This window comes from Massilia phyllostachyos (assembly GCF_021044825.1).
Classification (GTDB): Bacteria; Pseudomonadota; Gammaproteobacteria; order Burkholderiales; family Burkholderiaceae_D; genus Telluria; species Telluria phyllostachyos.
On sequence record NZ_JAJNOC010000003.1, the window covers coordinates 214,175 to 226,736 of the forward strand.

The window sequence follows — 12,562 nt, forward strand, 5'->3', positions numbered from 1 at the left end:
CGTCCGCCATTACGTGTATGCTCTGGTGGTTAAATACGCTGTAGAGAAGTAATCATGAGTACCACCGGAATTGAATTGAACACCCGCCGCCGCGGGTTCGCCGAAGCGGTCGAGCTGGTGTCCTCGATGCGTTTCGCCATCAGCCTCCTGGTCATCGTGGCGATCGCCGCGATCATCGGCACCGTGCTCAAGCAGGCCGAGCCGATGCCGAACTACGTGAACCAGTTCGGCCCCTTCTGGTTCGAGGTGTTCGCCCGCCTCGGCCTCTACAACGTCTATACCAGCCCCTGGTTCCTGGCCATCCTGGTCACGCTGATCGTCTCCACCGCCCTGTGCGTGGTGCGCAATGCGCCGAAGATGGTCAAGGACATGCGCAGCTGGCGCGAAAACGTGCGCGAAGAGTCGCTGCGCAACTTCCACCACAAGACCGAATGGACCGCGCCGCTGGACCGCCCCGGCCTGGCTGCGCAGACCGCCGCGCGCCTGCGCCACGCCGGCTACGCCGTCAAGCTGGTGGACAAGGACAACGGCACCCTGGTCGCGGCCAAGAAGGGCGCCGGCAACAAGTTCGGCTACATCTTCGCCCACTCGGCCATCATCGTGATCCTGCTGGGCGGCATGCTGGATTCGGAATTGCCGGTCAAGTTCCAGCAGTGGTTCTTCGGCAAGACGCCCTTCGGCGGCAGCGGCGTGATCGCCGACATCCCGGCCCAGCACCGCCTCGGCGTGTCGAACCCCACCTTCCGCGGCAACACCCTGATCGCGGAGGGCCAGACCAGCAACACCGCGCTGCTGCCCCAGCCTGCCGGCGTGCTGGTGCAGGAGCTGCCGTTCTCGATCCAGCTGAAGAAATTCCACATCGATTTCTATTCGACCGGCATGCCCAAGCTGTTCGCCAGCGACGTCGTGGTGCGCGACCCGGAGACCGGCAAATCGTTCCCCGCCACCATCAAGGTCAACCACCCGCTGATCTACAAGGGCGTCGCCGTCTACCAGTCGAGCTTCGAGGATGGCGGCAGCAAGCTGAAGCTGACCGGTTTCCCGATGCGCGGAGACAAGAGCGAATCCTTCGAGATCGGCGGCGCCGTCGGCGCGTCCACCGAACTGAAGCAGGGTGGCGAGACCTGGACGGTCGAGTGGTCGGGCTTCCGTCCCTTCAACGTCGAGAACATGGCGGCGGGCCAGGACGCCCGCGCGGTGGCGAAGAACACTTCCTTCAACGAGCAGCTCAGCGCCACGCTCGGCAAGGCCTCCGGCTCGGCCGCGAAGAGCGCGGACAACAAGGACCTGAAGAACGTCGGCCCGAGCGTGCAGTACAAGCTGCGCGACAAGACCGGCCAGGCGCGCGAATTCCTGAACTACATGCAGCCGATGACCCTGGAAGGCGCACAGGTCTACCTGGCCGGCGTGCGTTCCAGCCCGGCCGAAAACTTCAGCTTCCTGCGCATCCCGGCCGACGCCGAGTACAGCGTGCGCACCTGGATGCGCCTGCGCGCGGCGCTGGGCGATCCGGCCCTGCGTAACGAGGCGGCGCGGCGCTACGCGGCGCGCGCACTGGCGCCCGAGCAGCGCAGCCAGGACGGCCTGGCGCGCCAGCTCGAGGAATCGGCGGCGCGCACGCTGGCCATCTTCGCCGGCGAGGGAGACGCGCGCGGCGGCTTTGTCGGCGTCTCCCGGTTCCTGGAAAAGATCCCGCCGGCCGAACAGGAAAAGGCCGCCGGCATCTTCATGAAGATGCTCAACGGCGCCCTGTGGGAGCTATGGCAGGCCGCGAATGCGCGCGCCGGCCTTGATCCGGTCGAGCCGAGCGAGGCCAACGGCCGCTACCTGCAGCTGGCCACCAATGCGCTGTCCGACAGCGTGTTCTACGGCGCCCCGGTCTACCTGCAGCTGGAGGAATTCGAGGAAGTGAAGGCCTCGGTGCTGCAGATGACGCGCTCGCCGGGCAAGGGCATCGTCTACTTCGGATGCCTGTTGCTGGTAGCCGGCGTGTTCGCAATGTTTTATATTCGTGAACGGCGCATCTGGGTGTGGGTGCGCCACCAGGACGGCGGCGCGCATGCGCTGATGGCGATGAGCACCCAGCGCAAGACGCTCGACTTCGAACGCGAATTCGACGACCTGAAAGAAAAACTGCCGCAGCGGGCTTGACCCGCGCGCAACCAGGAGACCAGCATGGAACTGTCGCAAACCGGAGCGGGCCAGCCCAAGGCCTACGTCGAGCAACCCGGGTTCTTCCGCAGCCTGAAGCCGGCGGACTGGCTGTACGCCATCGCCCTGCTGGCGGCGGCGCTGTTCGCGCTGAACCGCTACGCCCACCACATGGACATCTACGAGCAGGCGATCCTGGTGGCGACCGCGCCGACCTTCGCCCTGCTCGGCTGGCACTGGAAGCCGATGCGCTGGCTGCTGCCCCTGGTCGGCCTGCTGTCGCTGTGGGCGATCTCGCTCTACGGCGGCGTCATCGACGCGGCCAACCAGAAGTTCTTCCTGAAGTACATGCTGTCGAGCCAGTCCGCGATCCTGTGGATGAGCGCGCTGTTCGTGTTCTCGACCGTGTTCTACTGGCTGGGCCTGGCCAGCCGCTCGGAATTCGGCGGCTCGGTCGGCAGCAAGCTGTGCTGGGCCGGCGTGGTGCTGGGATCAAGCGGCATGATGGTGCGCTGGTACGAGTCCTACCTGCTGGGCCCCGACGTCGGCCACATCCCGGTGTCGAACCTGTATGAGGTCTTCATCCTGTTCGCGCTCATCACCGCGCTGTTCTACCTCTACTACGAAGGCCGCTACGCGACCCGCCAGCTGGGGCCCTTCGTGCTGTTGATCATCTCGGCCGCGGTGGCGTTCCTGCTCTGGTACACGGTCTCGCGCGACGCCGCCCAGATCCAGCCGCTGGTGCCGGCCCTGCAGAGCTGGTGGATGAAGATCCACGTGCCCGCCAACTTCATCGGCTACGGCACCTTCGCCCTGGCCGCCATGGTCGGCACCGCCTACCTGCTGAAATCCCATGGCATCCTGGCCGACCGCCTGCCCGCGCTGGAAGTGCTGGACGATGTGATGTACAAGTCGATCTCGGTCGGCTTCGCCTTCTTCACCGTCGCCACCATCCTGGGCGCCCTGTGGGCGGCCGAAGCCTGGGGCGGCTACTGGTCGTGGGACCCGAAGGAGACCTGGGCCCTGATCGTCTGGCTCAACTACGCGGCCTGGCTGCACATGCGCCTCATGTCCGGCCTGCGCGGCCGCGTGGCGGCCTGGTGGTCGGTGGTGGGCTTGCTGGTGACCACCTTCGCCTTCCTGGGCGTGAACATGTTCCTGTCGGGGCTGCACTCGTACGGCGAACTGTAAGGTTCTTCAGTTGCCTCGATAGGTCGAATAGCCGAAAGGGCTCAGCAGCAGTGGGATGTGGTAGTGCTGCGCCGGCGCATCCACGGTGAACTCGACCGGGATGCGCGGGAAGAAGCTCGGCTGTCCCTTGCGGGCGAAATGCTCGCCCGTCCTGAACACGATGCGGTAATCACCCGCGGCCATCGCCTTGCCGTCGGGGTAGAGGGCAGGAATACGCCCCTGCTCGTTCGTCACGCCGCTCGCCAGTTGCATCCATTCCGTTCCCTTGCGCTGCTCGAGCGTGACCTGGATGCCCGCGCCCGGCTGGCCGCTCTGCTGGTCGAGCACATGGACGCTGAGCGGGTTGGCCGCGGCGGATGCCCCCAAGCCGGCGGCGCCGAGCAGGGTGGTGAAGGTAAGTTGGCGGACGAGTCGCATGGTGGTTCTCCACTGAAGTCAGGAAGCCGCCATGCTCGCATACCGCCCCCCACGGCCGGCTGACCGCCAGATGACAGCTTCGTCATCTTCGGACGCGAGGCTTCGGCATAGAATGCGGTTTTCTTTTCCATTCCCGCCATGACCATCCTCGTGATCGAAGACGAGCCGAAGACCGGCGACTACCTGCAGCGCGGCCTGGCGGAATCGGGCTTCGCGGTGCGCCTCGCGCGCAACGGGCGCGACGGCCTGGCCATCGCCCGCGAGGAAGACGTCGAGCTGGTGGTGCTGGACGTCATGTTGCCGCGGATGGACGGCTGGCAGGTGCTGGAAGCCTTGCGCGCGGATCCGGATACCGAGCAGATCCCGGTGCTGTTCCTGACGGCGCGCGACGAGGTCGCGGACCGTGTGCGCGGCCTGGAGCTGGGCGCCGACGACTACCTGGTCAAGCCATTCGCCTTCGTGGAACTGGTGGCGCGTATCCGCACCCTGCTGCGGCGCGGACCGGTGCGCGAGGAAGAGCTGATCCGCATCGCCGACCTGGAGATCGACGTGCTGCGCCGCCGTGTTCGGCGCGGTGGCCAGGCGGTGCTCCTGACGGCCCAGGAGTTCGCCCTGCTGCATTTGCTGGCGCGACGCCAGGGCCAGGTGCTCGCGCGCGCCCTGATCGCATCCCAGGTCTGGGACATGAACTTCGACAGCGACACCAATGTCATCGATGCCGCCGTGCGCCGCCTGCGGCGCAAGATCGACGACCCGTTCAGTCGCAAGCTGATCCACACGCGGCGCGGCATGGGCTACGTCTGCGAAGCGCAGGACCCGGCATGAAGGCGTCCTTCCGGCAGTCCCTGGCCCTGCGCGTGACCCTGGCCTTCGTGCTGATCGTCGCCGTCAGCGCCGCGGGCCTCGGGGTCTACCTGTACCGTGCTTTCATGACCGAAATCGTACGCCGCGACGACCTCCAGCTGCTGGGCAAGCTGCGCCAGGTACAGATCGTGCTCGGCCGCCCGGGCGCGGCCGAACTTCTTGCGGCGCAGCCCGATTTCTTCCGCGACACCATGCGTGGCCAGGAAAATTCGCTGGTGCGCATCGTCACGGCCGACGGTACGGTGCTGGCCGATATCAACCCGGCCGGCGAACGCTATCCCGTGCCGGCCGCAGCCGGCACGGCGCCGGGTGCGGGCGCGATCGCGGGCTGGACGACGCGCGGCGGCATCCCGGGACGCGTAGTGGCCGGCAGCGCCCGTCTGGGCGCCACTCCCGTGACCGTCGTGGTGGCGCGTGCCTACGGGGAGCGCACCGCTATGTTCGCACGCTACCGCGGACGCATCCTCGGCGCCTGTGCAGTCGCGGCGCTGGCGGCCGCTCTGCTCGCCGCACTGATGCTGCGGCGCGGATTGCGTCCCCTGCGCAAGGTGGCGGAGCACGCCGCGCTGGTCAAGCCAGGCACTCTGGCGCAGCGTCTCGACATCGCGGACGCGCCGTCCGAGCTGCGGCCGCTGATCGACGCCTTCAACGCCATGCTGGGCCGCCTGCAAGAGGGCTACGCACGCCTGTCCGGATTCTCCGCCGACCTGGCGCACGAATTCAGGACGCCGGTGACGAACATGATCGGACAGAGCCAGGTGGCGCTGGGGCAAGGCCGCAGCCGGGAAGAATACGAAACCCTGCTGGCGTCGAACATCGAGGAACTCGAACGCCTTGCGCGCATGATCGAAAGCATGCTGTTCCTGGCCCGTGCCGGCCAGGACGAGGTCGTGCTCGCGCGCCAGCCGCTGGCGGCGCGCGACGAACTGGCGCGGGTGGCGGATTTCTTCGAGGGCATGGCAGAGGAACGTGGCCTGCGCCTGCAATGCAGCGGCGAGGGACACTTCGCCGCCGATGCCGGGCTGGTGCGGCGAGCGCTGGCCAACCTGGTCTCGAACGCCGTGCGCCATGCGGACGCGGGCACGACCGTCGTCCTGCATGCCGAGTCCGGTGTGGGCACGGTCGCGTTGAGCGTCCAGAACAAGGGCGCGCCGATTCCACGCGCGCACCTTGGGCACCTGTTCGAGCGCTTCTACCGGGTGGACAGCGCCAGAAGCGATGGCGCGGGTTCGACCGGACTGGGCCTGTCGATCGTCAGCGCCATCATGAATTTGCACGGCGGCAAGGCGACCGTGATATCGGACGGTCCGGAAACCTGTTTCACGCTCGTCTTCCCAGCGAATGACGCGCTTTTGTCCGGCGCGCCAGGCGCCATCTTGCCGGGCGGATAGGTGCGCTAACGCGCGCCTAAGCCGACTGGTGTAATCTGAAGTCTCTCTCTGCAGCGGAGTCAACCATGCTTTTCAAACGCAATCCCGACGGGATCATCCTGCCCTCCGAGATCACGCCGCGCGAGGTCTACGAAGGCCGGCGCCAGTTCATCGCACGCGCCGCCGCGACCGCCGTGGCCGGCAGCGGCATCTGGGAGATGGCCAACCGCGAAGCCTTCGCGCAAGCCACGGCCCAGCGCCTGGCCGCCACCCGCAACGCGGCGCTGTCGACGACCGAAGCGCAGACGTCCTTCAAGGACGCCAGCTCCTACAACAATTACTACGAATTCGGCACCGACAAAGGCGACCCGGTCGAGAACGCGCATACGCTCAAGACCCGGCCCTGGACCGTCACCATCGAGGGCGAGGTGAAGAAGCCCGTCACGCTCGACATCGACCGCATCCTGAAGCTCGCGCCGCTGGAAGAGCGCGTCTACCGCCTGCGCTGCGTCGAGGGCTGGTCGATGGTGATTCCCTGGGTCGGCTATTCGCTGTCGAACCTCCTGAAGCAGGTCGAACCGACCGGCAATGCGAAATACGTCGAGTTCACCACGCTCGCCGACCGCCGCCAGATGCCGGGCCTGCGCAGCCCCGTGCTCGACTGGCCCTATGTGGAAGGCCTGCGCATGGACGAGGCCATGCATCCGCTGGCGCTGCTCGCGGTCGGCATGTACGGCCAGGTGCTGCCGAACCAGAACGGCGCGCCGGTGCGCCTCGTCGTGCCCTGGAAGTACGGCTTCAAGTCGGCCAAGTCGATCGTGCGCATCCGCCTGGTGAGCCGCCAGCCACGCACCGCCTGGAACGATTCGGCGCCGAACGAATACGGCTTCTATTCGAACGTGAACCCGAACGTCGACCACCCGCGCTGGTCGCAGGCCACCGAGCGCCGCATCGGCGAGGACGGCTTCTTCCAGAGGAAGCGCAAGACCCTGATGTTCAACGGCTACGACCAGGTCGCCTCGCTGTACGGCGGCATGGACCTCAAGAAGTTCTTCTGACGATGGCATTCAATCCTTCGCCCAAGCAGCTCACGGTGATCAAGGCGCTGGTCTTCGTGCTGGCGCTGCTGCCTTTCCTGCGCATGGCCTGGCTGGTGGCGCAGGGCGTGCCGGTCGAGCCCTTGGAGTTCCTGACGCGCGGCACCGGCGACTGGACCCTGTACTTCCTGTGCATCACGCTGGCCGTCACGCCGCTGCGCCGCCTCAGCGGCTGGAACTGGGTCATCAAATTGCGCCGCATGCTCGGGCTGTACGCCTTCTTCTACGCGCTGCTGCACTTCGTGACCTTCTTCTGGTTCGATCACTTCTTCGACATCGCCGAGATGCTCAAGGACGTGGTCAAGCGGCCCTTCATCACGGTCGGCTTCATCGCCTTCTTGCTGCTGATCCCGCTGGCCGTCACCAGCACCAATGCGATGGTGAAGCGCCTGGGCGGCAAGCGCTGGCTGTGGCTGCACCGGCTGATCTACCTGATCGCGCCGCTCGGCATCCTGCACTTCTGGTGGATGAAGGCGGGGAAGAACGACTTCCAGGAGCCGATCATTTTTGGTGCGATCGTGGCGCTGCTGCTGGCCATGCGGGTCTACTGGAGTTATGCGAAGAAGGCGCAGGCAGCGCGCGCCTGAAAAAAAGCCCGCTGGCGCGGGCTTCGTTCTTACTTCAGCATCGACTCGAGCGCGAACAGCTCGGCCGGGTTCTCGCGCCGGCGGATCTGGTGAACCCGGCCGCCGTCGACGATGACTTCGGCCGCGCGGCCGCGCGTGTTGTAGTTCGAGGCCATGGTCATGCCGTAGGCGCCGGCCGTCATGATCGCCAGCAGGTCGCCCGGCTGCACGTTCAGCGCGCGCTCGCGCGCCAGCCAGTCGCCCGATTCGCACACCGGGCCCACCACGTCGTAAGTCAGCTTGTCGCCCTCGCGCGGCGCGACTTCCTGCACGCCCATCCAGGCCTGGTACAGGGTCGGGCGCATCAGGTCGTTCATGGCCGCATCGACGATGGCGAAGTTCTTTTCCGCGCCGGGTTTCAGGAATTCGATTTTCGTCAGCAGCACGCCGGTATCGGCCACGATCGAGCGGCCCGGCTCGAAGATCACCTTGACCGGGGCGCCGCCATGCTTTTGAGCGCGCCAGGCGTCGATGCGGGCGAACAGGCGGCCCAGGTACTCGCCCACCGGGACCGGCGGCTTGTCGCCCTCGGCGCCATAGTTCACGCCCAGGCCGCCGCCGATGTCGAGGTGATGGATGTGGATGCCCTCGCCGTGCAGGGTGTCGATCAGTTCGATCAGCTTGTCCAGGGCTTCGAGCAGCGGCGCGTCGTCCAGCAGCTGCGAGCCGATGTGGCAGTCGATGCCGACCACGTCCAGGTTCGGCAGGCTGGCGGCGGTGCGGTAGGTGGCCAGCGCATCGTCGAAGGCGACGCCGAACTTGTTCGCCTTCAGGCCGGTGGCGATGTAGGGGTGGGTCTTGGCGTCCACGTTCGGGTTCACGCGCAGCGACACCGGCGCGCGCTTGCCCATGCTGCCGGCCACCTCGTTCAGGCGGTGCAGCTCGGGGATCGACTCGACGTTGAAGCACAGGATGCCTTTTTCCAGCGCCAGCCGCATTTCCTCGACGGTCTTGCCGACGCCCGAGAAGATGGTCTTGCCAGGGTCGCCGCCGGCCGCGATCACGCGCAGCAGTTCGCCGCCCGAGACGATGTCGAAGCCTGCTCCTTCACGCGCCAGCAGGTCGAGGATGGCGAGGTTCGAGTTGGCCTTCATCGCATAGCAGACCAGCGCGTCGCGCCCCGTGCATGCATCGGCGTAGGCGCCGAAGTTTTCGAGCAGGGCGGTCTTCGAATAGACATAGGTCGGCGTGCCGAATTCCTCGGCGATGGCGGACAGGGCAACGCTGTCGGCGTGCAGGACGCCGTTCTGGTACTGGAAATGCGACATGAGGGTGCTTATTTGTTGGGGGCTGGGGTGGACGCGTTGTTCGACGGGACGGGCTGGGCCGGCAGCGGATTGGCGGCGGCGGTCGCGGCGGGGGCGGGCTTGGCCGGCGGGTTCGGCATGTAGAGCGGACCCGTCTGGCCGCAGCCGGCGAGCAGCACAGCGCCGCAAAGCAGTGCGATGGTGGACTTCACGATTAGAATGGGGGTTTGATTAGCAGACTTTGGAGTGTAGCATGACCGAATCCGAATTTTTGGCGCTGGCCGAAAGCACCCTCGACCGCATCGAAGGATGCCTCGACAAGCTGAACGACGACGACGTGGTCGACGTCGAATGCCGCCGCAGCGGCAATGTGCTGGAAATCGAATTCCTGCGCAACGCGACCAAGATCATCGTCAACAGCCAGGCCCCGCTGCAGGAGATGTGGGTGGCGGCGCGCTCGGGCGGCTACCACTACAAGCGCGTGGGCGACGAGTGGCGCAACACGCGCGACGATTCGGAGCTGTTCGCGTCGCTGTCGCAGTACGTGACGGAGCAGGGCGGGGCGCCGGTCGCGCTGGGCTGAGCGACCGCCAGGCTTCAGGGCGAGAATACCGCGCGCACGCAGCCGTCTTTCTTGTACTTGAACATGTCGTAGCCGCGCGGTCCGTCCTCGAGCGAGAAACGGTGCGTGGCGAGATACGCCGGGTTCAGCTCGCCTTTTTGTGCGTGCGCGAGCAGCCGCTCCATATACGCTTGCCCGTGCTGCTGGGCGGTACGCAGCGTCATGCCCTTGTTCATCAGGGCGCCCATGGGGAATTTGTCGAGCACGCCGTACACCCCCAGCACCGACAGCGTGCCGCCCTTGCGGCAGGCCATGATCGATTCGCGCAGCGCCTGGCCGCGGTCGGTTTCCAGGCGCATGGCCTGCTTCACGAGGTCGTAGGCATATTGCGGCCCGGTGCCGTGCGCCTCCATTCCCACCGCATCGATGCAGGCATCCGGACCGCGTCCGCCGGTCATTTCCTTGAGCACGTCCAGCACGCTGTCGACCTGCGTGTAGTCGATCGTTTCGGAACCGGCGTGCTCGCGCGCCATCCGCAGGCGCTCGGGGAAACGGTCGATCCCGATCACCCGCTCGGCGCCCATCAGCCGCGCGCTCTGCTGCGCCATCAGGCCCACGCCGCCGCAGCCCCAGACCGCGACCGTGTCGCCCGGCTGGATGTCGCAGAAGTCGGCGCCCATATAGCCGGTCGGCGCCGCATCCGAGAGAAACAGCGCGGTCTCGTCGGCCACCCCGTCGGGCACCTTGAAGCAGTCGTTGTCGGCGAACGGCACGCGCACGCACTGCGCATGCGCGCCGGCGTAGCCGCCGAAGGCGTGGGTGTAGCCGTAGATGCCGGCGGTGGGATAGCCGCCCAAGAGCGGCTCCTGCAGCTCGGGCTTGGGGTGGGTGTTGTCGCACAGGGAGTACAGCGATTGCTGGCAGTACCAGCACTGGCCGCACACGATGAACGAGGGCACGACGACGCGGTCGCCCTTCGCCACCCGCTTCACCGCGGAGCCGACTTCCTCGATCACGCCCATGAATTCGTGGCCGATCACGTCGCCCGCTTTCATGCTCGGGATGTAGCCGTCGATGAAGTGCAGGTCCGAGCCGCAGGTCGTCGACAGGCTGACGCGCAGGATGGCGTCGTGCGGATTGACGATCTCGGGGTCCTTCACCGTGCCGACCCGCAGGTCGTTCACGCCGTTCCAGTACAGTGCTCGCATGATGTGCTCCTTTAGCGGGTGTCGGCGCGCGCGGCGGGCTGGCGCGCGGTGGTGGGGATCTCGCCGGTCTCGGCGAGGTTCTTGAAGCGGCGCAGCGCGCCGTCGGCGATGCTGCCCAGCGGCGTGGCGCCCAGGTGCCGGACGATCCACTCGCCGAGCGCGCCGCCCGGCGGCTCCAGCCGCAGGCGCAGGGTCAGCACGGTGCCGCGGCCGGCCGGGGCGGGGTGGAAGCGGATCGCGCCCTCGTTCGTGACGGCACCGTCGGCCACCGAACGCCATCCGATGCCGTCGCCGGCGCCGTCGACCGTCTCGGTGTCCCATTCGCAGGCGCTGCCTAGAGGACCCGCCAGCTTCCAGTGCAAGCGCCCCGCGCCGGCCTGCCGCACGGTCGCGAAGCCCGCCATGATCTGCGGCAGCGTCTGCGGATCGAGCCAGCGCTCGCGCAGCTCCTCCGCGCTCTTGCCGATCGTGATCGAACGCGTGACCTCGGGCTCGGCGCCTGTCTTCGCATGTGCGCCGTGCGCGCTGCGCAGCGCCCCCGCCGCGCCGGCGCCGGCAACGGCGCCGAGCGCCAGCGCCGCGGCGCCTTTCTTCCTGCCTCCCAGCGCGGCCGCGAGCGCCGCTGCGCCCAGCGCGATGGGAATCCAGCCGATGTCCCACAGCGGGCCTCTTCGTGTCGAACCGGTGTCGCCTGTCATGATGCATCCTCCTCGTGGTCGGTAAGCGCCTTGCGCGGTGTCAGTCGCGTGGCTGCGGCAGGCGCCACAGCTGTGTCGGCAGGGCCAGCGGCGCGGCGCGGTTGAAGAACGCCGAGTCCTGGATGCGCGAGCTGGTCACGTACAGGGCGCCGTCCGGTCCCTGGCTGAACGTGTCGGGCCAGCGCAGCCGCGGGTCGCGCACCACCGTGCGCAGTGCGCCGTCCGGGCCCTGGGACAGACGGCGGGCCTTGATCGCGTTGTCCTCGATCGAGGTGAGGTACAGGGTGTCGCCGCCGCGGCCGATCCATAGTCCGTCGGTGCGCACGACCACGCCTTTCTCGGGCTGGGTCGACGGGTGGCCGTCCAGCACGCGGCGCGCCTTGCCGCTGGCCAGTTCGACCACGACCAGCGCACCGCGCTGGCCGGCATCGGTCAGGTAGGCGTACTTGCCGTCGTTCGAGAAGCGCACGTCGTTCAGGTAGGAACCGGGGATGGCGACATCCTGGCCGAAGGGGATCACCTGGGCCACCCGGTCGGTGGCGAGGTCGATGCGCACCAGCTTGGGTCCCCGCGGCACCAGGCCGTCCACCGCCGGCGCGGCGGGATCGACGACCCAGACGCTGCCGCGGCCATCGGCGACCACGCTCTGGACGCAGACCCAGTGCTGGGCCGGATCGAGTTCGTCGCGCCGCACGTTGCGCCAGGCATTCCATCGTTCGTCGGGATAGGGGCGCAGGCTGCCGTCCTTCAAGACCTCGGCGACCGAGACCGGCGCGTCCTCGGTCCAGCGCGGGAAGTTGACGAAGATGCGGCCACGTTCGCTGACGGTCACGCCGGTGACCTGGTGTTCGAACTGGGCCGCCTGCTGCAGCATGGCGCCGGCGCGGCGATGTTCCGGCCGGGCCTCGGGCGCGCCCTGCGCCGCCGGCGCTGCGCCGGAAAACAGGCCGGCTCCAGCCGAGACGAGTGCGAGAAAAATGGCTGCGGTTCGCATGGCGCTTCCCTTCCGAGAACGACTGCCTGCATGGCGTGGAGGTTTATTCTGGCACGCAAAAAACGTTCTATTTGCAGGCGCACATGCCAGTCCGAATATTTAATTGCGGTCGAGCGGCGGGCGTGCTCAGCATCCAA

The 12,562-nt window shown here is 67.3% G+C and carries 13 protein-coding genes; 7 read left to right on the forward strand and 6 right to left on the reverse strand.

The window, feature by feature from the left end:
* Nucleotides 1-54: 54 nt before the first annotated feature.
* Both LQ564_RS11895 and ccsB read left to right on the forward strand, forming a co-directional pair.
* The gene (locus LQ564_RS11895; RefSeq protein WP_231058308.1) at nucleotides 55-2,151 is read left to right on the forward strand and encodes a cytochrome c biogenesis protein ResB; all 2,097 of its coding nucleotides are present in this window, start codon (nucleotides 55-57) and stop codon (nucleotides 2,149-2,151) included.
* Nucleotides 2,152-2,175: 24 nt separating this feature from the next.
* Nucleotides 2,176-3,342: a c-type cytochrome biogenesis protein CcsB gene (gene ccsB, locus LQ564_RS11900; RefSeq protein ID WP_231058309.1), complete on the forward strand. Its 1,167-nt coding sequence runs from the start codon at nucleotides 2,176-2,178 to the stop codon at nucleotides 3,340-3,342.
* 6 nt (nucleotides 3,343-3,348) lie between these two features.
* Here the strand turns inward: ccsB and uraH are convergent, their stop codons facing one another.
* The gene (gene uraH / locus LQ564_RS11905; protein WP_231058310.1) at nucleotides 3,349-3,759 is read right to left on the reverse strand and encodes a hydroxyisourate hydrolase; all 411 of its coding nucleotides are present in this window, start codon (nucleotides 3,757-3,759) and stop codon (nucleotides 3,349-3,351) included.
* A 138-nt stretch (nucleotides 3,760-3,897) separates the two neighbouring features.
* Between uraH and LQ564_RS11910 the strand changes: the two genes are divergently transcribed.
* From LQ564_RS11910 to msrQ, 4 genes are all read left to right on the forward strand, one after another.
* Nucleotides 3,898-4,584: a heavy metal response regulator transcription factor gene (locus tag LQ564_RS11910; protein ID WP_231058311.1), complete on the forward strand. Its 687-nt coding sequence runs from the start codon at nucleotides 3,898-3,900 to the stop codon at nucleotides 4,582-4,584.
* Nucleotides 4,581-6,014 (forward strand): heavy metal sensor histidine kinase, encoded by a 1,434-nt coding sequence (locus tag LQ564_RS11915; protein WP_231058312.1) that lies wholly within the window; start codon nucleotides 4,581-4,583, stop codon nucleotides 6,012-6,014. Before LQ564_RS11910 ends, LQ564_RS11915 begins: the two co-directional genes overlap by 4 nt.
* Before the next feature lie 65 nt (nucleotides 6,015-6,079).
* Nucleotides 6,080-7,051, forward strand: coding sequence for a protein-methionine-sulfoxide reductase catalytic subunit MsrP (msrP, locus tag LQ564_RS11920; protein WP_231058313.1), 972 nt, complete (start codon nucleotides 6,080-6,082; stop codon nucleotides 7,049-7,051).
* A 2-nt stretch (nucleotides 7,052-7,053) separates the two neighbouring features.
* On the forward strand, nucleotides 7,054-7,677 hold the full coding sequence (gene msrQ / locus LQ564_RS11925) for a protein-methionine-sulfoxide reductase heme-binding subunit MsrQ (RefSeq protein WP_231058314.1): 624 nt from the start codon (nucleotides 7,054-7,056) through the stop codon (nucleotides 7,675-7,677).
* A gap of 29 nt (nucleotides 7,678-7,706) precedes the next feature.
* On the opposite strand, the gene lysA is transcribed toward msrQ, so the two are convergent.
* Complete coding sequence (gene lysA / locus LQ564_RS11930) at nucleotides 7,707-8,984, reverse strand: diaminopimelate decarboxylase (protein WP_231058574.1); 1,278 nt, start codon at nucleotides 8,982-8,984, stop codon at nucleotides 7,707-7,709.
* A gap of 8 nt (nucleotides 8,985-8,992) precedes the next feature.
* Complete coding sequence (lptM, locus tag LQ564_RS11935; RefSeq protein ID WP_371873474.1) at nucleotides 8,993-9,175, reverse strand: LPS translocon maturation chaperone LptM; 183 nt, start codon at nucleotides 9,173-9,175, stop codon at nucleotides 8,993-8,995.
* Between the two features lie 41 nt (nucleotides 9,176-9,216).
* Between lptM and cyaY the strand changes: the two genes are divergently transcribed.
* A complete protein-coding gene (gene cyaY, locus LQ564_RS11945) occupies nucleotides 9,217-9,546 on the forward strand; it encodes an iron donor protein CyaY (protein WP_231058315.1) in 330 nt (109 codons plus the stop codon).
* Nucleotides 9,547-9,560: 14 nt separating this feature from the next.
* Here the strand turns inward: cyaY and LQ564_RS11950 are convergent, their stop codons facing one another.
* From LQ564_RS11950 to LQ564_RS11960, 3 genes are read right to left on the reverse strand one after another with little or no spacing between them, the layout of a single operon-like run.
* A complete protein-coding gene (locus LQ564_RS11950) occupies nucleotides 9,561-10,733 on the reverse strand; it encodes a zinc-dependent alcohol dehydrogenase (RefSeq protein ID WP_231058316.1) in 1,173 nt (390 codons plus the stop codon).
* 11 nt (nucleotides 10,734-10,744) lie between these two features.
* The gene (locus LQ564_RS11955) at nucleotides 10,745-11,431 is read right to left on the reverse strand and encodes an SRPBCC family protein (protein ID WP_231058317.1); all 687 of its coding nucleotides are present in this window, start codon (nucleotides 11,429-11,431) and stop codon (nucleotides 10,745-10,747) included.
* A 40-nt stretch (nucleotides 11,432-11,471) separates the two neighbouring features.
* Nucleotides 11,472-12,425, reverse strand: coding sequence for an L-dopachrome tautomerase-related protein (locus tag LQ564_RS11960; RefSeq protein ID WP_231058318.1), 954 nt, complete (start codon nucleotides 12,423-12,425; stop codon nucleotides 11,472-11,474).
* Between the last annotated feature and the right edge of the window lie 137 nt (nucleotides 12,426-12,562).

Coding starts and splice junctions, on each gene's coding strand:
- msrP (WP_231058313.1), top strand. CDS start 6,080: ATGCTTTTCAAACGCAATCCCGACGGGATCATCCTGCCCTCCGAGATC.
- msrQ (WP_231058314.1), top strand. CDS start 7,054: ATGGCATTCAATCCTTCGCCCAAGCAGCTCACGGTGATCAAGGCGCTG.
- LQ564_RS11950 (WP_231058316.1), bottom strand. CDS start 10,733: ATGCGAGCACTGTACTGGAACGGCGTGAACGACCTGCGGGTCGGCACG.
- cyaY (WP_231058315.1), top strand. CDS start 9,217: ATGACCGAATCCGAATTTTTGGCGCTGGCCGAAAGCACCCTCGACCGC.
- LQ564_RS11910 (WP_231058311.1), top strand. CDS start 3,898: ATGACCATCCTCGTGATCGAAGACGAGCCGAAGACCGGCGACTACCTG.
- LQ564_RS11895 (WP_231058308.1), top strand. CDS start 55: ATGAGTACCACCGGAATTGAATTGAACACCCGCCGCCGCGGGTTCGCC.
- ccsB (WP_231058309.1), top strand. CDS start 2,176: ATGGAACTGTCGCAAACCGGAGCGGGCCAGCCCAAGGCCTACGTCGAG.
- uraH (WP_231058310.1), bottom strand. CDS start 3,759: ATGCGACTCGTCCGCCAACTTACCTTCACCACCCTGCTCGGCGCCGCC.
- LQ564_RS11955 (WP_231058317.1), bottom strand. CDS start 11,431: ATGACAGGCGACACCGGTTCGACACGAAGAGGCCCGCTGTGGGACATC.
- LQ564_RS11915 (WP_231058312.1), top strand. CDS start 4,581: ATGAAGGCGTCCTTCCGGCAGTCCCTGGCCCTGCGCGTGACCCTGGCC.
- lysA (WP_231058574.1), bottom strand. CDS start 8,984: ATGTCGCATTTCCAGTACCAGAACGGCGTCCTGCACGCCGACAGCGTT.
- LQ564_RS11960 (WP_231058318.1), bottom strand. CDS start 12,425: ATGCGAACCGCAGCCATTTTTCTCGCACTCGTCTCGGCTGGAGCCGGC.